Origin of the sequence: Paraburkholderia sp. D15 (assembly GCF_029910215.1) — a bacterium.
GTDB lineage: Bacteria > Pseudomonadota > Gammaproteobacteria > Burkholderiales > Burkholderiaceae > Paraburkholderia.
The window spans coordinates 1,881,532-1,903,095 of record NZ_CP110395.1; the positions used below are offsets into that span (position 1 = coordinate 1,881,532).

The following is a 21,564-nucleotide window of genomic DNA, read 5'->3' on the forward strand; positions in this document are numbered from 1 at the left end:
GTCGCGGACCCGGTCCGGAACGTTTTTTCAGCACTAACAAACATTAAGGAAGACAAAGATGGCACTCCCGATTCTCGACCCCAATGCACCGGAATTCACGCGTCGTTTCGTGAATCTGGCGGACCCGCGTCTGGGCGCGCAGGCGCTCGAGACCAGCGACGATTTCTTCGCACCGAAGGAGCGCATGCTGAATCCGGAGCCGGCCGTCTTCATCCCGGGCAAATACGACGATCACGGCAAGTGGATGGACGGCTGGGAAACCCGCCGCAAGCGCGCCAACGGTTACGACTGGTGCGTCATCAAGCTGGCACGCCCGGGCGTGATCAAGGGTCTCGACCTCGACACCAGCCACTTCACCGGCAACTTCCCGCCGGCGGCGTCGGTGGAAGCCGCGCGCGTGGTGGACGGCGCACCGAACCAGTCGACCCAATGGACCGAAATCGTTCCCTCGACCACGTTGCAGGGCAATAGCCATCACTATCACGAAGTCAGCGACACGAACGCCTACACGCACCTGCGCGTGAACATCTATCCGGACGGCGGCATCGCGCGTCTGCGTGTGTATGGTCAGCCGCAGGTGGACTGGGCCGGCGCGAGCCGCACCGAGCAGTTCGATCTGGCCGCGATGGAAAACGGCGCGTATCTGGTCGCGGCGAACAATCAGCACTTCGGCGCAGCGTCGACGATCCTGATGCCGGGTCGTGGCGTGAACATGGGCGACGGCTGGGAAACGCGCCGCCGTCGCGAGCCGGGTAACGACTGGGCGATCGTCGCGCTGGCACAGCCGGGCGTGATCAAGAAGATCGAAGTCGATACCGCGCACTTCAAGGGCAACTTCCCGGATCGCTGCTCGATCCAGGCAGCCTACGTGACGGGCGGCACGGACAGCTCGCTGATCACGCAGGCCATGTTCTGGCCGGTGCTGCTGGGCGAACAGAAGCTGAAGATGGACAACCAGCATTACTTCGAAAGCGAAATCGCGGCATTGGGCCCGGTCACGCACGTGCGCTTCAACATCATTCCGGACGGCGGCGTGTCGCGTCTGCGTCTGTGGGGCACGCTCGCATCATGAAAACGCTCGCGATCGAACCGCTGACGAAGGAAGCGTTCGCCGCGTTCGGCGACGTGGTCGAACTCGAAGGCGCGAAGCAGATTCCGATCAACCTCGGCACGACGATCCGCTATCACGATCTCGCGAAAGTGGATGTCACCGACGAGAGCGGCCGTACGCTCGTGAACCTGTTTCGCGGTCAGCCGCGTACGCTGCCGTTCGAAGTGAAGATGCTCGAACGTCATCCGCTCGGCAGCCAGGCCTTCGTGCCGCTGAACGACAAGCCGTATCTGGTCGTGGTGGCGCCGGCGGGCGAGCTGGACGCATCGAAGATCCGCGCGTTCGTGACGAGCGGGTGGCAGGGCGTCAACTACGCGAAGGGCGTTTGGCATCATCCGCTGATCGCGCTGGGCGACGTGAGCGACTTCATCGTCGTCGATCGCGGCGGGGATGGTCTGAACCTCAACGAGCAGGATCTGGCCGAGTCGCTGTGGCTCACGGAAGAGGCGTTGAGCGCAGTGGCGGTTTGAGGTTGTTTTCCGGCGGGTTCCAGTAACCCGTCCGGTGCAGGAAAGAAAGCCCACGGCGGAGACGCCGTGGGCTTTTTGCTTTTGGGCGGGGCGGAGCGGGGCGCATCGCAGCGGAACGCAGGAACGCAGGAACGCAGGAACGCAGGAACGCAGGAACGCAGGAACGCAGGAACGCAGGAATACAGGAACACAGGAACACAGGAACACAGGAACACAGGAACACAGGAACACAGGAACGCGGGAACGCGGGAACGCGGGAACGCGGGAACGCGGGAGCGCGTGCCGATGGCGGAGCGCGAGGTTGCGGCGTTTGTTGATACGGCCCGTTCGCGTCTTCGGGCTTTCTTGTGAGCGCGTCATTCTGGTTCGCACGTTTCGCGTCGTACCGTCGCGCGCCTTGCCGTTCCGCGTCCGGACCTTGCTGTTCGGCGTGGGGTCTTAAGCGTCGCCCACTGAGCCTGTACGCGACGGCAGGTCGAAGAACGTGCTCTCGCAGGAAATGAGGCTTCAGCTTCAGCCGCTTCCAGGCCGATTCGATATCGCGCAAAACCCGCCAAGCAAAACCCTTCACGAAAAAAAGCGGGCTTCCCGCTCACGCGAAAAGCCCGCTTCATGTCCTGCCAACTTCACCAACACCGGGCGCGAGGCCCGGCCACATCACTTATCACTTACTTCGTCGCACCACCTTCAAACCACGCGGCGATCTTCGTACGCTCGTCGTCGGTCATGTGCGTGACGTTGCCCAGCGGCATCGCCTTGAGCGTCACAGCCTGCTGATAGATGCGCTGCGCGTTCTGCGAGATTTCATCCGGCGTATCCAGCAGCACGCCGGCCGGGGCGCTGCCCATCATCGTCGGATGCGCGGAGTGGCACGCCGCGCAGCGTTGCTGCAGAATCGGCGCGATGTCGGCGACCTTCACGGTCGGCGCGTTCGCGGCTTGCGCTTGCGGCACGATCGGCTTGGGCATCGTCCAGAAGAGGGCGGAGAACATCAGCACGATACCGATCAGCGGCAGATACCACAGCACCTGACCACGGTGACGCATCACGAAGAACTGACGGATCAGCGCGCCGGCCAGCATGATGATCAGCAGCACGGCCCAGTTGTACTGGTTCGTGTAGGTCATCGCGTAGTGGTTCGACAGCATCGCGAACACCACCGGCAACGTGAAGTACGTGTTGTGCACCGAGCGTTGCTTGCCGCGCTTGCCGTAGATCGGGTTCGGCGTGTCGCCCTTGAGCATCGCGTCGACCATCTTGCGCTGACCCGGGATGATCACGAAGAACACGTTGGCCGACATGATCGTCGCCAGCATCGCGCCCATGATCAGGTACGCCGCGCGGCCCGCGAAGATGTGGCAGGCGAGCCATGCCGCGATCAGCACGTACACGCCGACGCAGATACCCAGCACCTTGTCCTTGTTGCCGAGAATGCGGCACAGCGAGTCGTACACGATCCAGCCGGCGGCGAGGAAGCCCAGCGCCGAAGCGACCGCGACCACCGGGCCCATGTCCAGCACGTTCTTGTCGATCAGGTACGTGGACGGCGAGAACAGATACAGCACCGTGAACAGACCCGCGCCCGACAGCCACGTGGTGTACGACGGCCACTTCGACCAGTGCAGGTCTTCCGGCATTTCCGGCGGCGCGACGGTGTACTTCTGCATGTTGTAGAAGCCGCCGCCGTGCACGTGCCACAACTCGCCGAACACACCGCGCTTGCGCTGGTTCGGATCGGTCGGCGGCGTCAGGCTGTTGTCGAGCGCGACGAAATAGAACGATTCGCCGATCCAGGCGATCGCGGCAATGACGTGAAACCAGCGAATCGCCAGATTCAACCAGTCGGTGATAAAGCCTTCCATGAACTCCTCCACTTCTGATTCGTTGTACGCGCCGCGACGTTGGTGCCTTGGGAGACCCGGTTAAGGGTTCGTCGGCGAATCGAACGTCGCGGCGCAAACTGCGGGGATGAAAGATGCAATGCGCTCAGTTCGCACGGCATCGTTTAATGATGTCTCTTCGACTTCAACTTCAGCTTCGGGTCGGGGCGGGGCGGGTCGAGCCGCATGCGTCCAAATGCGTTTCGCGGGTGCTTGCCGGAAGGGCGATGCAATCTCGCCGGCAGGCATCTGCGCAATGCAATCGGGCGCGTGCGTCACGCGGCTCGAACCCGACCCCGACCGTGTCTCTCCAGGTATCGAGGCAGAACCGCTTAGCTGCCCCGATACGTGCTGTACGACCACGGCGACACCAGCAGCGGCACGTGATAGTGCGCGCCGGCATCGGCTACGCCGAAGCGCAGCACGACACGGTCGACGAAACGCGGCTCCGGCACCTTGGTGCCGATCGACGCGAAGTAATCGCCCGCGCCGAATACGAGTTCGTATTCGCCGGGAACGAGCGCTTCGCCTTCGAGCAGCGGCTGGTCGCAGCGGCCGTCGTCATTGGTGAGGGTGGTTTTGAGCGCGCGGCGCGTGTCGCCGGAGAGCGCGAAGAGTTCGACCTTGATGCCCGCGCCGGGACGGCCGTTCGCGGTGTCGAGCACGTGGGTAGTGAGCTTTCCCATTCGCAATTTTCCTTGTGTGTTTGCGAGGTTTCGGCGGCAGCCCGATCCAGATACGTTTGCGGCGGATCGAGGCTCCACGTCAGTGGCTACATACCCGTCGGCGAATTGAAGCGAGCGCCGTGGCAGCCATTGTAAAAAGGTTGTTCCGTTCAGGACGCACGAGATAGGAAAGATAATACCTGGCGCATGACAGACAGCCTGCTGAAAGCCGCGGCGACGCACGTCGCTGGCCGATTGCAGGACGTGCGATGCACCAGCGGATCGTACCGGGGCCAAAAAAGGCCCACTATATCGGGAGGCTGAAACTGGTTATCGCTGTGGCGCGAGTTGTCAGTATTATTTTGACCGTCGAAGGTTACACCCGTGCGCCGCGGCCCGTCACAGCCGGATCCGGCAGGGCAGGCGGCGCACCCCGGAACACTGTCCGATGGACGAGGTTGCGGAGAAGTCCTCCGTGAGGAGGCACCCCGAAGACGGCGTATTACGCTGGGTAACCGGGCCAACGGCGTTCGACGGGACGCGGCGGCACGGTATCAGTGTGCCGTCACATCGCGTTCGGACGACTTTGCACGGAAGCATTAAAGCGGAGAATCGAATGACGATGGAACAAGCGGCTGCCAAGCCGAAGAAAACGATGCTGGTCAAGCACGCGGACGTGCTGGTGACGATGGACGGCGCCCGGCGCGAACTGCGCGACGGCGGCCTGTATATCGAGGACAACCGCATCGTCGCGGTCGGACCGACGGCCGAGCTGCCGCAAACGGCCGACGAAGTGCTGGACATGCGCGGGCATCTGGTGATTCCGGGGCTCGTGAACACGCACCATCACATGTATCAAAGCCTGACGCGCGCGATTCCCGCCGCGCAGAACGCCGAACTGTTCGGCTGGCTGACCAACCTCTACAAGGTGTGGGCGAACCTCACGCCGGAAATGATCGAAGTCTCGACGCTGACGGCGATGGCGGAGTTGCTGCTGTCCGGCTGCACGACCTCGAGCGATCACCTGTACATCTACCCGAACGGCAGCCGTCTGGACGACAGCATCGCCGCGGCACGCCGCATCGGCATGCGTTTTCACGCGGCGCGCGGCAGCATGAGCGTGGGGCAGAAAGACGGCGGTCTGCCGCCGGATTCGGTGGTCGAGCGCGAGTCGGACATTCTGAAGGACACGCAGCGCCTGATCGAGACGTATCACGACGAAGGGCGTTACGCGATGCTGCGCGTGGTCGTCGCGCCGTGCTCGCCGTTCTCCGTGAGCCGCGATCTGATGCGCGAATCGGCGGTGATGGCGCGCCAGTACGGCGTGTCGCTGCATACGCACCTGGCGGAAAACGTCAACGACATCGCCTACAGCCGCGAAAAGTTCGGCATGACGCCGGCGGAGTATGCGGAAGATCTCGGCTGGGTCGGTCATGACGTATGGCACGCGCACTGCGTGCAACTCGACGACGCGGGCATCGAACTGTTCGCGCGGACCGGCACCGGCGTCGCGCATTGCCCGTGTTCGAACATGCGGCTCGCGTCGGGCATCGCGCCGGTCAAGCGCATGCGTCTCGCCGGCGTGCCGGTCGGGCTCGGCGTGGATGGCTCGGCATCGAACGACGGCGCGCAGATGGTCGCGGAAGTGCGTCAGGCGTTGCTGTTGCAGCGGGTCGGTTTTGGCCCGGACGCGATGACCGCGCGTGAAGCGCTCGAAATCGCGACGCTCGGCGGCGCGAAGGTGCTCAATCGCGACGACATCGGCGCGCTGGCGCCGGGCATGGCGGCGGACTTCGTGTCGTTCGATCTGCGTCAGCCGCTGTTCGCGGGTGCGTTGCATGACCCGGTCGCGGCGCTGGTGTTCTGCGCACCGTCGCAGGTGAGCTACAGCGTGATCGGCGGCAGGGTGGTCGTGAAGGACGGGCAGTTGGCGACGCTGGAACTCGGACCGGTCATCGAACAGCACAACCGGCTGGCGAAGACGCTTTACGAGGCAGCGGCGTAAGCAGGAGCGAACTGCGGAGGAACGAAACCGCGGGAGGAGTGAACCCGCGGGGAAAACCGCAGGGAAGAAGCGAGGTTTCCGGCGGCCGCCATGCAACGGCTGCCGATAACCCGCTCAAGCTGAAGATACAAAGCTGACGATTTGAAGCGCGCGGCAGAACCGCGTGACCAACGCTTAAGGCTTGTCGATCAGGGTCTTGGTCGCTTCGGCGACCAGACTGCGCAGCCAGCGCACTTCGTCGGAGTAATGCACGCGCTCGTGCCACAGCTGGTAGTACTGCATCGGCGGGAAATCGAGCGGCGCGGGCACCACGGTAAGCGGCAGGAACTTCGCGTAGTAGTCGGCAAACAGGCGCGTCGTCGTGAAGATCAGATCCGACTTGATCAGCACGTACGGCGCCAGATTGAAGTACGGCAGGGTCACGACGACATGACGCTTGAGTCGTTCGCGCGCGAGATGCACGTCGATCGCGCCGCGTTGGCCCACCGAATACGGAGTCGGCGCAAGATGCGGTGCATTCAGGTACTGGTCCAGCGTCAACCCGCCGCGCTTGGCGAACGGATGCGTATTGCTCATCAGGCAGACGATCTGGTCGACGAACAGGTTCGACAGGTGCAGCTGCTCCGGCGGTTCCGGCCAGTTGCCGACCACGATGTCGAGCTTGCCGTCTTCGAGCGCGAGCTCGTAGTCGAACGCCGGCCCGAGCGAATGAAACTCGAGCGTCGCGTTCGGCGCCGCCTGGCGGAAGCGTTCCACCACCGTCGGCACGAACAGCACGTTCAGGTAGTCCGGGCAGCCGATCCGGTAGCAACGGATCGAGGTCGCCGGATCGAAATTGTGCTGCTGGAACTTGATGCGTTCGATTTCGCGCAGCGCGTTCTGCACCGGTTCGAGCAGGCGCAGGCCGTACTCGGTCGGCACCATGCCGGACTTGCCGCGCACCAGCAGCGGGTCGCCGGTGATGTCGCGCAGACGACGCAGCGCCGCGCTGATGGCAGGTTGCGATTGATTCAGTTTGACGGCCGCGCGCGTGACGCTGCGTTCCATCAACAGGGTATGCAAGACGCGTAATAGATACGTATCGATCGCCTCGCGTTGCTGACTCATGACTTCTCCGAAATATATGTTCTGGCTGATCGAACGGGCGTGGGTTTATATGCGTTTTAATATGAACGCGTGTTCACGTCAAGGGTGGGATACCCGCAGATCGCGCAGCGGCGCGGGTTTGCGGGGAATTTTGGCGGCTCGACTGGGTGAGTCGAATTAGGTATCGTCATCCGGATAAGGTGACGGATCGTTTGCCGGGTAGCAACAAAAGGGCAAAAAAGGCACAAAAAGGCATAAGCGACAGAACAAGGTAGAAGCGGCCGGCAGGCGAACGCACCGGACTGGTAGTGACCGACGTACTACGGAATCACATGAGCGACTCTTTCAATAGCGAAGGCGCCGCCCCGCAGCCGGCAACGAGGCCGGAACAGGCGGCGCCCCGGTTGATGCTTCAGGGCATCACCAAACAGTATCCGGCCGTACGCGCCAACGACGACGTCACGTTGATCGTCGCGCCGGGTGAAATCCATGCCGTGCTCGGCGAGAATGGCGCCGGCAAAAGCACGCTGATGAAAATCATCTACGGGGCGGTGCGGCCCGACGCCGGCGAGATTCGCTGGGAGGGCCAGACGGTCGACATCGCCAGTCCGGCGGCCGCGCGCAAGCTCGGCATCGGCATGGTGTTCCAGCACTTTTCGCTGTTCGAGACGCTCACGGTCGGCGAAAACATCGCGCTCGCGCTGGACGAACCCTTTGATCTGAAGACGCTCTCCAAACGCATTCGCGAGGTTTGCGCCGACTACGGCCTCGACATCGACCCGCAGCGCCACGTGCACAGCCTGACGGTGGGCGAGCGCCAGCGCGTCGAGATCGTGCGCTGCCTGTTGCAGAACCCGCGCCTGTTGATCATGGACGAGCCGACGTCGGTGCTCACGCCGCAAGCGGTCCGCAAGCTGTTCGCGACGCTGCGCCGCCTTGCCGCCGAAGGCTGCAGCATCCTCTACATCAGCCACAAGCTCGACGAGATCCAGGAACTGTGCGACACCGCCACGGTGATGCGCGGCGGCCGCGTGACCGGCCACGTCACGCCGAGGGAGGAGACCCACGCGTCGCTCGCGCAGTTGATGGTCGGCCATTCGCTGCCCGACTACACGCGCCGCGAGCACAACCCGGGCGCCGTGCTGCTCGACGTGAAGGCGTTGTCGGTGGAGAGCGACGATCCGTTCGGCACCTCGCTCGATAACGTGTCGTTCAGCGTGCATGCGGGCGAAATCTTCGGCATTGCCGGCGTGTCGGGCAACGGTCAGGCGGAACTGCTGTCGGCCTTGTCGGGCGAGAAGCGCGGCGTACGCGGCATGAGCGCCGACGCCGTCACGATCTGCGGCAAGCCGGCCGGGCGTCTCGGCGCGGGCGGCCGGCGCGCGCTCGGCTTCGGCTTCGTGCCGGAAGAGCGGCTGGGGCGCGGCGCGGTGCCGGCCATGACGCTGTCGGAGAACGCGCTGCTCACCGCGCATCGTCAGCAGATGGTGAAGTCGGGCTGGATCAAGGCGGGCGCCATGCGCGCGTTCGCCAAACGCTGCATCGACGCGTTCGACGTGCGCTGCGGCGGCGCCGAAGCGCTCGCGCAAAGCCTGTCGGGCGGCAATCTGCAGAAATACATCATGGGCCGCGAGATCCTGCAGGCGCCCAAGGTGCTGGTCGTCGCGCAGCCGACGTGGGGCGTGGACGTCGGTGCGGCGGCGTTTATCCGCCAGCAACTGCTCGATCTGTCGGCGCGCGGCGTGGCGATTCTGGTGATCTCGGAGGAACTGGAGGAATTGTTCGACATCTGCGATCGCATCGCGGTGCTCGCGGGCGGCAGACTGTCGCCGGTGCGCGCCACCGGGGCGACCAATGCCGAGGAAATCGGTCGCTGGATGGCGGGCCTGTTCGGCGGCCGCGAAGGCGCGGCGCCGTCGGCCGAACAGACGGCGCACGCGTGACGCGCGTCGGCATCGGCGGAAATTCGCCGCGCCGTTAGCGCCGCTGAATGACAAGCCGGCCGGCACACCCAGACGACAAAACCCGATAAATCACACGCTACCCATGATGCTTCCGTATCGACTCGAAGCCCGCACCACGCCCTCGCGCACGATGCAGCTCGCCGTCCCGCTGATCGCCGCGCTCCTCACGCTGGCGATCGGTTTTCTGATTTTCAGCCTCGTCGGGCGCGACCCGTTGCAGGCGATGCACGCGTTTTTCATCGAGCCGCTGTCGAGCGTGAACGGCTGGTCGGAGCTGCTGCTGAAGGCTTCGCCGCTGTGCCTGATCGGCCTCGGTCTCGCGATCGGCTATCGCGCGAACGTGTGGAACATCGGCGCGGAAGGGCAGATGCTGCTCGGCGGGATCGCCGCGAGCGGCGTCGCGATCTACTTCGATCAGGCGAGCGGCTGGTGGATCCTGCCGACCATGATGATCGCCGGCGTGCTGGGCGGCATGGTGTGGGCGGCGATTCCCGCGCTGCTCAAGAGCCGCTTCAACACCAACGAGATTCTCGTCAGCCTGATGCTGACTTACGTGGCCACGCAGTTGCTGATCTATCTGGTCAGCGGCCCATGGCGCGATCCGCAGGGGATGAATTTCCCGCTTTCGGAAATGTTCAGCGGCGACGCGCTGTTCCCGACGTTCTCCGGCGACTGGCACTGGAAATGGCTGCGCGGCACGCGCCTGAACGCGTCGGTGTTCATCACGCTGATCGCGATTCCGCTCGTGTGGCTGTTCATGCGCAAGAGCTTCGCGGGCTACCGGATGAACGTCGGCGGTCTGGCGCCGCTCGCCGCGCGCTATGCCGGTTTCTCCGACAAAAAGACCATCTGGACCTCGCTGCTGATCAGCGGCGGCCTCGCAGGTCTGGCCGGCATGGGCGAGATCGCCGGGCCGATCGGCCAGTTGCAGGCGACGTGGTCGCCGGGCTACGGCTTCACCGCGATCATCGTGGTGTTCGTCGGGCGGCTGCATCCGCTGGGAATCGTGCTCGCGAGCCTGCTGATGGCGCTGCTGTATCTCGGCGGCGAGGCGGTGCAGACCTCGATGCAATTGCCGCAGGCGCTGTCCGGCGTGTTCCAGGGCCTGCTGCTGTTCTGCCTGCTGGGCGCCGACCTGTTCGTGAACTACCGCGTGCGGCGCCGCTCCCTGGCCCCGCAGGCTCATTAACCGCTCACCGATCTTCGCCGGACTGTTCATGGATATTCAACAAGCCAGCGCGCTCACCTCGAGCGCCGTCACCGCCGCGATTCCGCTGATGTTCGCGGGCGCGGGCGAACTCGTCGCCGAGAAGTCGGGCGTGCTCAACCTCGGCGTCGAGGGGATGATGCTGATGGGCGCCGTGAGCGGCTACGCGGTCACCGCGATCACCGGCAACCCATGGCTCGGCGTGCTCGCGGCGATCGGCGCCGGGCTCGCGATGTCGCTGCTGTTCGCCTTTCTCACGCTCACCATGCTCGCGAATCAGGTCGCCACGGGGTTGTCGCTGACGATCTTCGGCATCGGGCTGTCGGCGTACGTCGGCAAGCCGTACACGTCGGCCGCGGTGCGCGCGACCATCGACACGTGGACCATTCCCGGCCTCTCGAAGATTCCGGTACTCGGCCCCGCGCTTTTCAGCCTCACGCCGCTCGATTACCTCGCGTTCCTGATGTTCGCGGTGATCGGCTGGTTCCTGTACCGCACGCGCGCCGGCCTCGTGCTGCGCTCGGTCGGCGAGTCGCCGCAGGTCGCGCATTCGGTCGGCTTTCCGGTGGTCGGCGTGCGCTATGGCGCGGTGGCTTTCGGCGGCGGCATGGCGGGGCTCGCGGGCGGCTATTACTCGATCGTCAATCTGCACCTGTGGCAGGAACAGCTCACGTCGGGACGCGGCTGGATCGCGCTGGCGCTGGTGGTGTTCGCGACCTGGCGCCCGGGCCGTCTGCTGATCGGCGCGCTGCTGTTCGGCGCGGTGACCGGTTTGCAGTTCTACGCGCAGGCGATCGGCGTGCCGGTGCCGACGCAGTTTCTCGCGATGCTGCCGTACGTCGCGACCGTCGTCGTGCTGGTGCTGATCTCGCGCAATCCGAACACGATCCGGCTGAACGCGCCGGCGTCGCTGGGCAAACCGTTTTTCTCGGCAGGCTGACCGACCACCCGACCTACCGTTGAGCTTGACTACACGTTCCCATCATTCGATAAACACGACAGGAGAAACCATGAAGAGAAGAAATCTGCTGACCGCTTTCGCGTGGGGCGCGGCGTCGCTCGCACTGGCCGCGCCGCTCGCGCAAAGCGCGCAGGCGGCCGATGCGCCGGGCGTCGCGTTCGTCTACCTCGGCAATCCGGGCGATGCCGGCTGGACCTACGCGCACGACCAGGGGTCGAAGGAAGTGGAAGCGAAGTTCGGCAACAAGATCAAGATCACCCGCATCGAGAACGTGCCGGAATCGGCCGACTCCGAGCGCGTGTTCCGCGATCTGGCGAACAAGGGCAACAAGATCATCATCGGCTCGAGCTTCGGCTATCAGGATTTCGAACTGAAGGTCGCGAAAGACTTCCCGGACACCGTGTTCCTGCACGCGACCGGCTACAAGAAGGCGCCGAACTTCGGCACCTACGACGTGCGCATGTATCAGGGCGCGTATCTCGCGGGCGTCGCCGCGGGCTACGTGACGAAGACCAACACGCTCGGCTTCGTCGCGTCGGTGCCGATTCCGGAAGTGATCCGCAACATCAACGCGTACACGCTCGGCGCGCGGTCGGTGAATCCGAAGGTGCATACGAAGGTCATCTGGATCAACAGCTGGTTCGATCCGGGCAAGGAAAAGCAGGCGGCCGAAACGCTGATCGGCCAGGGCGCCGACGTGCTGCTGCAGAACACCGATTCGAGCGCGACGCTCGCGACCGCGTCGGAGAAACACGTGCACGCGTTCGGCTGGGATTCGGACATGAAGAAGTTCGGTCCTGACGCCCATCTCGGTTCGGTGGTCGCGCACTGGGGCGTGTATTACAACGCGGCGATCCAGCAGGTGCTCGACGGCAAGTGGAAGAGCGACCCGGTGTGGTGGGGCATTCCGCAGAAGGCCGTCAATCTGGAGGATCTGAACACCGGCGCGATTTCCGCCGATGCGCAGAAGCAGGTCGCGGCCAAACGCGATCAGCTCGCCGGCGGCAAGTGGGACGTGTTCACCGGGCCGATCAAGGACCAGTCGGGCACGGTGAAGGTGCCGGACGGCAAGACGCTGACCGATCCGGAACTGCAACGCCTGAACTGGTACGTGGAAGGCGTGGACGGGTCGCTGCCGAAGTAAGCGGGCGGTTCTGGCTGGGGTTGTTCGAGGAAGCTGCGTCCGGGCCGGACGCAGCTTTTTTTATGCGCGTCGATCGTGCGCCGATCGACCGTCAAGCGTACGTCGATCGTGCGTCAAACATCGTGCGTCAGTCGATCCGCAAGCCGACCTTGATCGTCACCTGCCAGTACGCGACCTTGTCGTTTTCGATCTGCCCGCGCGTTTCCGTCACTTCGAACCAGTGCAGATGGCGCAGCGTTTTCGCTGCCTTGGCGATGGCGGTGCTGATCGCATCGTCGATGGATTTTGTGGACGAGCCGGTCAGTTCGATCTGCTTGTAGACGTGTTCGGACATGGACTGCCTCCGTTTTCGTTCGGTTGGTGTTCAAAAAGTATAGGCAACGGGTTCCGCGCGGCAGGCGGCTTTTGCTGCCCGCGCCGGTCGCCGCGAACGCGCGTGCTCGCTGCGCGAACGAGTCATGCCGCACATCGCATGCCCGATATCCGTCGATGACGCGCGGCCGCTATCATGTCCGCGCAACTTAATCCGACAGCCGACGAGGTTCGAACGTGGAAATTGGTTTTTGCGGTCCCGGTCTGATGGGCGCGCCGATGATCCGGCATTTGCTGCGCGCGGGACATACCGTGCATGTATGGAATCGCACGCGGGCCAAGGCGGAAGCCTTGATCGCCGACGGCGCGAACGTGGTCGACACGCCGCGCGAGCTGGCCGCGCGCTGCGAAGCGGTACTGCTGTGCGTCGCGGACGCGGCGGCGGTGGAGGAGACGGTGTTCGGCGCGCAAGGCCTGCTGAGCGGCGCGGCAGAGGGTTCGGGCGATGCGCCGGGCCGGGTGCGCTGGATCGTCGATCACTCCAGCATTCCGCCGGCGGCCACGCGCGAGTTTGCGCGGCGGGCAGCGCGCATCGGCTGGATCGACGCGCCGGTATCGGGCGGCGTGGCGGGCGCGAGCGCCGGCACGCTGGCGATCATGGCGGGCGGCACGCCGGCCGATGTCGAAGCGCTCAGGCCGCTGCTCGACGCTTATTCGTCCCGCGTGACTCATATGGGCGATGTCGGCGCCGGGCAGACCACCAAACTCTGCAACCAGACCATCGTCACCGCGACGGTCGCGGCGATCGCCGAGGCGGTGAGCCTCGCGCAGCGCAGCGGCATCGACGCCGCCAGGCTGACCGAAGGGCTCGCGGGCGGCTGGGCCGATTCGGTGCTGCTGCAGATTTTCGTGCCGCGCATGACGCAGGGCGGTCTCGCGCCGATCGGCGCCTTGCGCACCTTTCAGAAAGATGTCGACACCGTGGCCGCCACCGCCTATGAGACCGGCACGCCGATGCCGGTGTCGTCGACGGTGCAGCAGCTGCTGCGGCTCGGCGCGGCGATGGGGCTCGCCGAGGCCGACCTGTCGGGCTTCATCGACGTGCTGCAGACGCCGCGCGGCGTCCGGAGCCAGTAGCGCGGCGCGCGTGCGGGTCGAATTCGCGATAACCTGCTAAAATATTGGGTTTTTCGCCGATATATCATTCAAAGGGACGCGCCGTGCTGTCTACCGCCAATATCACCATGCAATTCGGGCCGAAGCCCCTCTTCGAGAACATCTCGGTCAAGTTCGGGGGCGGGAACCGCTATGGCCTGATCGGCGCGAACGGGTGCGGCAAGTCCACCTTCATGAAGATTCTGGGTTCCGATCTGGAACCGAGTTCGGGCAACGTGATGCTCGAGCCGAACATCCGCCTCGGCAAGCTGCGCCAGGATCAGTTCGCGTACGAAGACGTGCGCGTGCTGGACGTCGTGATGATGGGCCACGCCGAAATGTGGGCCGCCATGACCGAGCGCGACGCGATCTACGCGAACCCCGACGCGACCGACGACGACTACATGCACGCCGCCGAACTCGAAGCCAAGTTCGCCGAGTACGACGGCTACACCGCCGAAGCGCGTGCGGGCGAATTGCTGCTCGGCATCGGCATCGCGATCGAAGACCACAACGGCCCGATGAGCAACGTGGCGCCGGGCTGGAAACTGCGCGTGCTGCTCGCGCAGGCGCTGTTCTCGAAGCCGGACGTGCTGCTGCTGGACGAACCGACCAACAACCTGGACATCAACTCGATCCGTTGGCTGGAAGACGTGCTCAACCAGTACAACTCGACGATGATCATCATCTCGCACGATCGCCACTTTCTGAACCAGGTGTGCACGCACATGGCCGACATGGACTTCGGCACGCTGAAGGTCTATCCGGGCAATTACGACGACTACATGCTGGCCAGCACGCAGGCGCGCGAGCGTCAGCAGAACGCCAACGCGAAGGCGAAGGAACGCGTCGCCGATCTGCAGGACTTCGTGCGCCGCTTCTCGGCGAACAAGTCGAAGGCGCGTCAGGCGACCAGCCGTCTGAAGATGATCGACAAGATCAAGATCGAGGAATTCAAGCCGTCGTCGCGGCAGAACCCGTTCATCCGCTTCGAGTACGAGAAGAAGCTGCACAACATCGCGGTGGTCGCGGAGAAGATTTCGAAGAAGTACGAGCGCTCGATCTTCAACGACTTCAGCATCAGCGTGCAGCCGGGCGAGCGTATCGCGATCATCGGCGAGAACGGCGCGGGCAAGACCACGCTGCTGCGCTCGCTGCTCGGCGCGCTGACGCTCGATCACGGCACGGTGAAGTGGGCGGAGAACGCGAACGTCGGCTACATGCCGCAGGATACCTACGAAGAGTTTCCGAACGACGTCACGCTGATGGACTGGATCGACGGTTATCGTCAGGAAGGCGACGACGAGCAGATGGTGCGCGGCACGCTGGGCCGTCTGCTGTTCAATGCGGACGACATCCGCAAGTCGGTCAAGGTGCTGTCGGGCGGCGAGAAGGGCCGCATGATCTGGGGCAAGCTGATGCTGGGCCGCCACAACGTGCTGCTGATGGACGAGCCGACCAACCACATGGATATGGAGTCGATCGAATCGCTGCAGATCGCGCTCGACAAGTTCGAAGGCACACTGATTTTCGTGTCGCATGACCGCGAGTTTGTCAGCGGGCTGGCGAACCGGATTATCGAAGTGAAGACGAACGGTTCGTTGAACGACTTTGGTGGGAATTATGAGGACTTCCTGACGAGTCAGGGAGTGCAGTAAGCGGGTATGCGATTTCCGCCTCGGTGAAGGCAGGCGGGATCGTTTGAATTTTGGGGCTGCTTTTTGCAGCCTCTTTTTCTCATCTCGCGAACGCCGCGTTTGACCCCCATCAAATTGCCACGGCGACCATCTAAATCACCCACGCGCCGCTTGACCTGCAACAACCCCCATCAAGCCCGGCCGCCCATGATCCCGAGTTCGACAATCCTCTCTCGAACTCGCCATGTTCACCTCACATTCCTTCCCACCGCTAGTCATCCGTGGCCGCCCGTTACTGCCGATCGTCCAGGGCGGCATGGGCGTCGGCATTTCCGCGCATCGGCTGGCCGGTAGCGTCGCGCGTGAAGGGGCGATGGGCACCATCGCGAGCACCGACTTGCGGCATCATCATCGCGACCTGCTCGAGCAGTGCGGCGAGTCACCCGGCCGGACCACCCTGGAACGCGCGAATCTCACCGCGCTGGCCCGCGAAATCCACGCCGCCAAAGCGCTCGCCGAAGGCCGCGGAATGATCGCCGTCAACGTGATGCGCGCCGTCAACGCACAGGCCGATTACGTGCGCACCGCCTGCGAAAATGGCGCGGACGCGATCGTGATGGGCGCGGGCCTGCCGCTCGATCTACCCGACATGACGCAAGGCCATGACATCGCGCTGATTCCGATTCTGTCGGACAGCCGCGGCGTCGCGTTGATCCTGAAGAAGTGGATGAAGAAGGGGCGTCTGCCCGACGCGGTGGTGATCGAACATCCCGCGCACGCGGGCGGCCATCTCGGCGTCAACGATGTCGCCGGCATGCACGACGCGCGCTTCGACTTCCGCCGCATTCTCGACGAACTCGACGCGATGTTCGCGTCGCTCGGTCTGCAACGCAAGGACGTGCCGCTGATTCTCGCGGGCGGCATCAACAGCCACGACAAGGTGCGCGAGCTGCTGCAAGCCGGCGCGAGCGGCGTGCAGCTCGGTACGCCGTTCGCCGTCACCGAGGAAGGCGACGCGCATCCGAACTTCAAGCGCGTACTCGCCGAGGCGACGCCCGACGACATCGTCGAATTCGTCAGCGTGACGGGCTTGCCCGCGCGCGCGGTGAAAACGCCATGGCTGATGCGCTATCTGCGTCACGAAAACAAGATCCGCGACAAACTCGGCGCGCTCAAGCACGCGTGCCCGACCGCGCTCGAATGCCTGAGCGCGTGCGGCTGGCGCGACGGCATCGAGAAGTTCGGCCATTTCTGCATCGACACGCGCCTTGCCGCGGCCCTGCGCGGCGATGTCGCGAACGGTCTGTTCTTCCGCGGCCGCGAGGCGTTGCCCTTCGGCACCGCGATTCGCAGCGTGCACGACCTCATCGAGCTGTTGCTGACCGGCGCGACGCGACCCGCTGTCGCAGGGCGCTGGGCGTTTTCCCTCGGTTGATGCGTATCAACGCATCGGCCAGGGAGAACTTCGACAATCCCCGCATGCAAACAACATCGGGGAAGCAGATGAAGCTCTCACTCAGAAACGGTATCCGCACCGTCGCGTTCGCGGCGGGTCTGCTCGGCGCGGGCATGATGGCGACGCAGGCGCACGCGGCCGGCGACGACGCCTTGAACGGCATCCACGCCGGCGACGTGCTGGTGCGTTTGCGCGCGATCAGCATCATGCCGAACGTGGGCACCAGCCAGACGCTGTCGACGCTCAACGTCGGCGTGAACAACGCGATCGTGCCGGAACTGGATCTGACGTACATGATCCGCGACTACCTGGGCGTCGAGTTGATTCTCGGCACGTCGCGGCATCAACTGACGTCGAGTCTCGGCAATCTCGGCGGCGTGAACGTGCTGCCGCCGACGCTGCTGCTGCAATACCACTTCAATCACGCTGGGAAAATCCGGCCGTACGTCGGCGCGGGTCTGAACTACACGCTGTTCTACAACAACGGTCTGAACGCGGGCGGTGCGCCGATTTCGGTGAGCAATCACAGTTTCGGCCCGGCCTTGCAGGCGGGCGTGGACGTGCAGGTGACGAAGTCGCTATTCGTGAACGCGGACATCAAGAAGATCTGGATGCATACCGATGCATCGCTCGGCGGCCAGTCGCTGGGACGGTTGAATATCGACCCGGTGGTAGTGGGTCTGGGCGTGGGGATGCGGTTCTGACCGTCGTGTGAATGTTGCTGGACGGGCGGGAAGGGTGGCACGAGCGCCACGGGCGGGACGTGCCCGATACGGCGTCCGGCGAATCGGGTCCGGCGCGCGAGCCGGACCGAAGCCTAGATCTTGTCGTACTTGAAACGCATCGCCGTGCCCTCTTGCTCGATGCGCACCCACACCGCGCGCTTTTCCTCGTCGCTCAGAAAGACCCAGTTCGAGACTTCGGCGGCGGTGCGGCCGCAGCCTTTGCAGACTTCGTCGAAAAGCGTGGAGCAGACGCCGATGCACGGGCTGTCGGGAAGAGCGTGGAGATTCGAAGCCATCGGAAACCTTGAGCGGAAAAGCGGAGTCCCGCTATGTTAACCGATGCGCGCCCCGTAGCTCGGCGAGGCGCGTGGACCTGGCCGGGGTCCACGTGCGTCTGGCAGCATCCGGCGGCGTTTGTGTCGCGCGCGCCGGCATCGCAACTCAACGCTCACCGCTCACCGCTCACCGCGCGATGCTGTACCCGATCCGCGCCATCCAGTGCTGCCGGTTGTTGTAGTCCAGCAGATCCTCGCCGTAGCCGTTGAAGTACCCGATCAACAGATACCCGCCCCACGCGCTGCCGAGCAGTTTGGCCAGCGGATACGTGAACTGCGTATCGACGCTGCCGTACCAGTGCTTGGTGCCCTTGCGCAGCGTCGTCGCGAGTTGCCAGCCGTCCGGGCTGCCGTATTTGACCAGCAGGTCGACATAGCCGCGGTAATCGGCGATATCCGGATTGTTGCTCGTGCCGAGGTAGTAGTAGATGCGCGGCGACACCGTCAGATGGTTGGCCGTCAGATCGCCGAACTCCCATGTCGGCCGGATGAACGGCAGGTTGATGCTGCGCGAGTCGTTGCCGGCCTTGCCGTTCGATTCGTGCGCGAAACCGGCGGCGAAACCCATCCGCGTGAACCATGAACTCCGCCAGCCGGTGTCCGGCACGTAGTAGAACAGTTGCGGCGAGTAGGTGGTGTCGCGGAACGGGCGCGAATCGGCGGAGAGGTCCCAGATCGACGTCTGCGTGTACGCGAAATACAGGTTGTCGGTGAAGGCCTTCGAGCGCAGATCGTCCGGGATTCGCAGACGGTACTTGAAGCTCAGCTGCAGCCGCGCGTTGGTGTCGCCGTTGTGCCCGGCGGCGAAGTACATCGGCTCGTAGTAGGACACGTGGGCGAGCACGCCGCGTCCGGTGGTGGAGAGCGAATCGCCGGGCGGCGACATCGCGTCGCCGTCCGGGCCGTCGACGCGCGCGGCTGTCGCCGCGGCCTGCGCGGGTGTGCTCGCGTGAGCCTCCGAGCGCTCGGCCTGGGCGATGGCGTCCTGCTGCGGGCCGCGATTGATCGCGACGAGCGCGGGCGATGCATCGAAACCGACCGGATCGATGCGCACCTCGCCGCGTGCCGTTTGCGGCCAGGGCGCGGCGAAATGCACCTTGCGGAACTGGCCGGGTCGCAGATGCAGCGTGTCGGGTACGCCCGGCTCGCGTTGCAGATCGAGCGGCTGCGGCGATTGTTCGGCCGCGCTCAGCGTCACGCGTAACGTGGGGGGCACGGTGACGGTGAGCGGGCTGGCATCGTCGGCGGAATAGAGCAGGGTGATCTGCAGCGGTTCGTTGGCCGCGGCGACGCGCGCCGGCTGCAACATCGCAACGCTCGCGCAGGCCTCGCCGCTCCAGCCGCCCAGGGCGATGAATGCGCACAGCAGGGCGGCGTGCGTGAAGCGCGCGGCACGCGCGGGAATCGAAGCGAGCGGCGGGCGCGCTGCGACTGCCTGGCGGGGCAGCAATCGGTGGATGGCGAGGTGACGCTGAGCGGGCGAAGGAGGGGGAACGAGAGAAGCGAGAGAAGCGAGAGAAGTGCGAGTAGTGCGGGAAGCAACACGGTCGAACGAAACGGGCAGGCGCATGGGCGGGTGTCCAGGTAAGGCGGCAACGTCGACGGGCGAGATAGGCACGGCGTCGGACGGACTGACGGCGAGCGCACCGGCATCGACCGCGCGGGAAAGCGCAGGAGGCCGCGAGCAATGCCGGAGGCGCGCGAAATGATGACGACGGAGACGGCACAAAAACGGCTGCCGCAACCATCCGGCAGCCGCGTCGAAACAAAAGGCACAGCAGAGGCACGACCACGACATGACCACGGCACGACGAGCGCGACCCCATCGCGATCGCTGCACGACAATCCCACGGCTCGCTGCGCGACCCAGGTCGATAAGCACGCTCGCTGGATCCGCAAGCTTGAGAATACTTACAAAATCACTGCATCGCCAGGTAGAGACGACACGCTCGATCCGGCATAGCCAGGCCTCGCCTCACCCGCCGACCGCTAACTGCCACAGCAGCGCGGCATTCAGCACGACGATGAACACGGCGGAGAACCACGCCAGTGCAAGCGGCATGCCGCGAACCCGCCAGCCGCGCATAAGCGTGGCGTCGGACGTATAGCGGATCAGCGGCACGACCGCGAGCGGCAGTTGCAGGCTCAGCACGACCTGGCTCGCCACCAGCAGCTGGTTCGAGCCGTGCGGACCGAACAGGCCGACCGCGACGAGCGCCGGTCCGATCGCCAGCGCGCGGGTCAGCAGCGCGCGTTGCCAGCGTGGCAGGCTGATCTGCAGGAAGCCTTCCATGACCGTTTGCCCCGCCAGCGTGCCGGTGACCGTCGCGCTCAATCCGCACGCGAGCAGCGCCGCCGCGAACAGGATGCCGGCCCAGTGCGTGCCGACGAGCGGCGCGATCAGGCGATGCGCATCGGCGAGATCGGTGACGTCGCGATGGCCGCTGCTGTAGAACACGGCCGCCGCGACGATCAGCAAGGCCGCGTTGATCACGAATGCGAACGCGAGCGAGCCGAAGGTATCGAGATTGACGACGCGCAGCGCGGCGCGGATCTGCGCGTCGCCGCCGTCCGGCGCGTGCTGCTTGACGAGCGCCGAGTGCAGATAGAGGTTGTGCGGCATCACCGTCGCGCCGACGATGCCCGCCGCCAGCCACACCATGCCGGCGTTGCGCAGCAATTCGACGCTCGGCGCGGTGCCGGCCAGCGCGGCATGCCAGTCGGGCCGCGCGAGCGCCACCTGGATCACGAAGCACAGCCCGACGAAGCCGATCAGCGCGGCGATCACCACTTCCAGTTTGCGGCCGCCGTTATGCTGAAGCGCGAGCAGCGCGAAGGTGCAGACCGCCGACATCAGCACGCCCACCGTCAACGACACGCCGAGCAGCAACTGCAGCGCGACCGCGCTGCCGACCACCTCGGCGACGTCGCAGGCGATGATCGCGACCTCGCTGGTCAGCCACAGCAGCAGGGTGCCGCGTGGGCTCGAGCGTTCGCGGCAGATCTGCGCGAGATCGCGCCCGGTGACCACGCCCAGGCGCGACGACAGCCATTGCATCAGCATGCCCATCAGGCTCGCCAGCAGCACGATGCCGAGCAGGCGGTAGCCGTAGCCCGCGCCGGCCCCGAGCGCGGTCGCCCAGTTGCCCGGATCGATATAACCGACGGCGATCAGCGCGCCCGCACCGACGAACGCGAACCAGCGCGCCGGACGCACGGGCCCGCCGCCGGGCAGACGCCGGCGCCGGTGCTCACGCATGGCGGAGGGATGGGTGTTCATGAATGCCCGGGTTCGAGACTGCCTGATCGTGCAAGCCACGTGCCCGCCGCGCCGGCTGCGTGGCGCGGCGGATCGTTGCGTGTCGCGCGCATCGTCATCGTACTGATCGCGCGATGGCGTCGAGAGCTATTGTGCACCGTCGTGCGCGTGACCGTTTACGCGTGCCGCGAG

18 protein-coding genes are annotated in these 21,564 nt (G+C 64.9%); 11 read left to right on the forward strand and 7 right to left on the reverse strand.

Annotation, left to right across the window (positions count from 1 at the left end; all coding sequences use genetic code 11):
* The first annotated feature begins 58 nt into the window (after positions 1–58).
* On the forward strand, positions 59–1,072 hold the full coding sequence (gene alc, locus LFL96_RS08105; protein ID WP_280999969.1) for an allantoicase: 1,014 nt from the start codon (positions 59–61) through the stop codon (positions 1,070–1,072).
* Positions 1,069–1,581, forward strand: coding sequence for an ureidoglycolate lyase (locus tag LFL96_RS08110; RefSeq protein WP_280999971.1), 513 nt, complete (start codon positions 1,069–1,071; stop codon positions 1,579–1,581). Before alc ends, LFL96_RS08110 begins: the two co-directional genes overlap by 4 nt.
* 668 nt (positions 1,582–2,249) lie before the next feature.
* Here the strand turns inward: LFL96_RS08110 and LFL96_RS08115 are convergent.
* Both LFL96_RS08115 and uraH read right to left on the reverse strand, forming a co-directional pair.
* Entirely contained in the window at positions 2,250–3,443 is a 1,194-nt protein-coding gene (locus LFL96_RS08115; protein ID WP_280999973.1) for a urate hydroxylase PuuD, read from the reverse strand.
* A 350-nt stretch (positions 3,444–3,793) separates the two neighbouring features.
* Positions 3,794–4,147: a hydroxyisourate hydrolase gene (gene uraH, locus LFL96_RS08120; protein WP_280999974.1), complete on the reverse strand. Its 354-nt coding sequence runs from the start codon at positions 4,145–4,147 to the stop codon at positions 3,794–3,796.
* A 595-nt stretch (positions 4,148–4,742) separates the two neighbouring features.
* Here uraH and LFL96_RS08125 point away from each other — a divergent pair.
* On the forward strand, positions 4,743–6,131 hold the full coding sequence (locus LFL96_RS08125) for an 8-oxoguanine deaminase (RefSeq protein WP_280999976.1): 1,389 nt from the start codon (positions 4,743–4,745) through the stop codon (positions 6,129–6,131).
* 174 nt (positions 6,132–6,305) lie between these two features.
* On the opposite strand, the gene LFL96_RS08130 is transcribed toward LFL96_RS08125, so the two are convergent.
* Positions 6,306–7,238: a LysR substrate-binding domain-containing protein gene (locus tag LFL96_RS08130; RefSeq protein WP_074764203.1), complete on the reverse strand. Its 933-nt coding sequence runs from the start codon at positions 7,236–7,238 to the stop codon at positions 6,306–6,308.
* Positions 7,239–7,549: 311 nt separating this feature from the next.
* Between LFL96_RS08130 and LFL96_RS08135 the strand changes: the two genes are divergently transcribed.
* The 4 genes from LFL96_RS08135 (at position 7,550) to LFL96_RS08150 (ending at position 12,493) form a co-directional block, all read left to right on the forward strand.
* Positions 7,550–9,160: an ABC transporter ATP-binding protein gene (locus tag LFL96_RS08135; RefSeq protein ID WP_280999986.1), complete on the forward strand. Its 1,611-nt coding sequence runs from the start codon at positions 7,550–7,552 to the stop codon at positions 9,158–9,160.
* A 103-nt stretch (positions 9,161–9,263) separates the two neighbouring features.
* Positions 9,264–10,370: an ABC transporter permease gene (locus LFL96_RS08140; RefSeq protein ID WP_280999988.1), complete on the forward strand. Its 1,107-nt coding sequence runs from the start codon at positions 9,264–9,266 to the stop codon at positions 10,368–10,370.
* 28 nt (positions 10,371–10,398) lie between these two features.
* Complete coding sequence (locus LFL96_RS08145) at positions 10,399–11,328, forward strand: ABC transporter permease (RefSeq protein WP_280999990.1); 930 nt, start codon at positions 10,399–10,401, stop codon at positions 11,326–11,328.
* 70 nt (positions 11,329–11,398) lie between these two features.
* Positions 11,399–12,493, forward strand: coding sequence for a BMP family ABC transporter substrate-binding protein (locus LFL96_RS08150; protein WP_280999992.1), 1,095 nt, complete (start codon positions 11,399–11,401; stop codon positions 12,491–12,493).
* 127 nt (positions 12,494–12,620) lie between these two features.
* Here LFL96_RS08150 and LFL96_RS08155 read toward each other — a convergent pair whose 3' ends face one another.
* The gene (locus LFL96_RS08155; protein WP_280999994.1) at positions 12,621–12,827 is read right to left on the reverse strand and encodes a dodecin; all 207 of its coding nucleotides are present in this window, start codon (positions 12,825–12,827) and stop codon (positions 12,621–12,623) included.
* A 215-nt stretch (positions 12,828–13,042) separates the two neighbouring features.
* On the opposite strand from LFL96_RS08155, the gene LFL96_RS08160 reads away from it, so the two are divergent.
* The 4 genes from LFL96_RS08160 to LFL96_RS08175 all read left to right on the forward strand — a co-directional run bounded on the left by LFL96_RS08160 (position 13,043) and on the right by LFL96_RS08175 (position 17,757).
* Positions 13,043–13,942: an NAD(P)-dependent oxidoreductase gene (locus tag LFL96_RS08160; protein ID WP_280999996.1), complete on the forward strand. Its 900-nt coding sequence runs from the start codon at positions 13,043–13,045 to the stop codon at positions 13,940–13,942.
* An 83-nt stretch (positions 13,943–14,025) separates the two neighbouring features.
* Positions 14,026–15,618 carry an ABC-F family ATPase gene (locus LFL96_RS08165; RefSeq protein WP_280999997.1) on the forward strand — a complete coding sequence of 531 codons (1,593 nt, stop codon included), beginning with the start codon at positions 14,026–14,028 and terminating at the stop codon, positions 15,616–15,618.
* Between the two features lie 223 nt (positions 15,619–15,841).
* Complete coding sequence (locus LFL96_RS08170; RefSeq protein WP_280999999.1) at positions 15,842–17,032, forward strand: nitronate monooxygenase family protein; 1,191 nt, start codon at positions 15,842–15,844, stop codon at positions 17,030–17,032.
* Between the two features lie 68 nt (positions 17,033–17,100).
* Positions 17,101–17,757 (forward strand): OmpW family outer membrane protein, encoded by a 657-nt coding sequence (locus LFL96_RS08175; RefSeq protein ID WP_281000001.1) that lies wholly within the window; start codon positions 17,101–17,103, stop codon positions 17,755–17,757.
* 113 nt (positions 17,758–17,870) lie between these two features.
* Here LFL96_RS08175 and LFL96_RS08180 read toward each other — a convergent pair whose 3' ends face one another.
* The 3 genes from LFL96_RS08180 to LFL96_RS08190 all read right to left on the reverse strand — a co-directional run bounded on the left by LFL96_RS08180 (position 17,871) and on the right by LFL96_RS08190 (position 21,393).
* The gene (locus LFL96_RS08180) at positions 17,871–18,074 is read right to left on the reverse strand and encodes a DUF1289 domain-containing protein (RefSeq protein WP_281000003.1); all 204 of its coding nucleotides are present in this window, start codon (positions 18,072–18,074) and stop codon (positions 17,871–17,873) included.
* A gap of 166 nt (positions 18,075–18,240) precedes the next feature.
* Positions 18,241–19,563 carry a phospholipase A gene (locus tag LFL96_RS08185; RefSeq protein ID WP_281000005.1) on the reverse strand — a complete coding sequence of 441 codons (1,323 nt, stop codon included), beginning with the start codon at positions 19,561–19,563 and terminating at the stop codon, positions 18,241–18,243.
* 525 nt (positions 19,564–20,088) lie between these two features.
* The gene (locus LFL96_RS08190; RefSeq protein ID WP_281000007.1) at positions 20,089–21,393 is read right to left on the reverse strand and encodes an Nramp family divalent metal transporter; all 1,305 of its coding nucleotides are present in this window, start codon (positions 21,391–21,393) and stop codon (positions 20,089–20,091) included.
* Between the last annotated feature and the right edge of the window lie 171 nt (positions 21,394–21,564).

What these genes read in the sequence shown, in the direction of transcription:
- LFL96_RS08115 (WP_280999973.1), bottom strand. Translation starts at nt 3,443, where the DNA reads ATGGAAGGCTTTATCACCGACTGGTTGAATCTGGCGATTCGCTGGTTT.
- LFL96_RS08150 (WP_280999992.1), top strand. Translation starts at nt 11,399, where the DNA reads ATGAAGAGAAGAAATCTGCTGACCGCTTTCGCGTGGGGCGCGGCGTCG.
- LFL96_RS08190 (WP_281000007.1), bottom strand. Translation starts at nt 21,393, where the DNA reads ATGAACACCCATCCCTCCGCCATGCGTGAGCACCGGCGCCGGCGTCTG.
- alc (WP_280999969.1), top strand. Translation starts at nt 59, where the DNA reads ATGGCACTCCCGATTCTCGACCCCAATGCACCGGAATTCACGCGTCGT.
- LFL96_RS08145 (WP_280999990.1), top strand. Translation starts at nt 10,399, where the DNA reads ATGGATATTCAACAAGCCAGCGCGCTCACCTCGAGCGCCGTCACCGCC.
- LFL96_RS08180 (WP_281000003.1), bottom strand. Translation starts at nt 18,074, where the DNA reads ATGGCTTCGAATCTCCACGCTCTTCCCGACAGCCCGTGCATCGGCGTC.
- LFL96_RS08135 (WP_280999986.1), top strand. Translation starts at nt 7,550, where the DNA reads ATGAGCGACTCTTTCAATAGCGAAGGCGCCGCCCCGCAGCCGGCAACG.
- LFL96_RS08140 (WP_280999988.1), top strand. Translation starts at nt 9,264, where the DNA reads ATGATGCTTCCGTATCGACTCGAAGCCCGCACCACGCCCTCGCGCACG.
- LFL96_RS08130 (WP_074764203.1), bottom strand. Translation starts at nt 7,238, where the DNA reads ATGAGTCAGCAACGCGAGGCGATCGATACGTATCTATTACGCGTCTTG.
- LFL96_RS08170 (WP_280999999.1), top strand. Translation starts at nt 15,842, where the DNA reads ATGTTCACCTCACATTCCTTCCCACCGCTAGTCATCCGTGGCCGCCCG.
- LFL96_RS08155 (WP_280999994.1), bottom strand. Translation starts at nt 12,827, where the DNA reads ATGTCCGAACACGTCTACAAGCAGATCGAACTGACCGGCTCGTCCACA.
- LFL96_RS08110 (WP_280999971.1), top strand. Translation starts at nt 1,069, where the DNA reads ATGAAAACGCTCGCGATCGAACCGCTGACGAAGGAAGCGTTCGCCGCG.
- LFL96_RS08125 (WP_280999976.1), top strand. Translation starts at nt 4,743, where the DNA reads ATGACGATGGAACAAGCGGCTGCCAAGCCGAAGAAAACGATGCTGGTC.
- uraH (WP_280999974.1), bottom strand. Translation starts at nt 4,147, where the DNA reads ATGGGAAAGCTCACTACCCACGTGCTCGACACCGCGAACGGCCGTCCC.
- LFL96_RS08175 (WP_281000001.1), top strand. Translation starts at nt 17,101, where the DNA reads ATGAAGCTCTCACTCAGAAACGGTATCCGCACCGTCGCGTTCGCGGCG.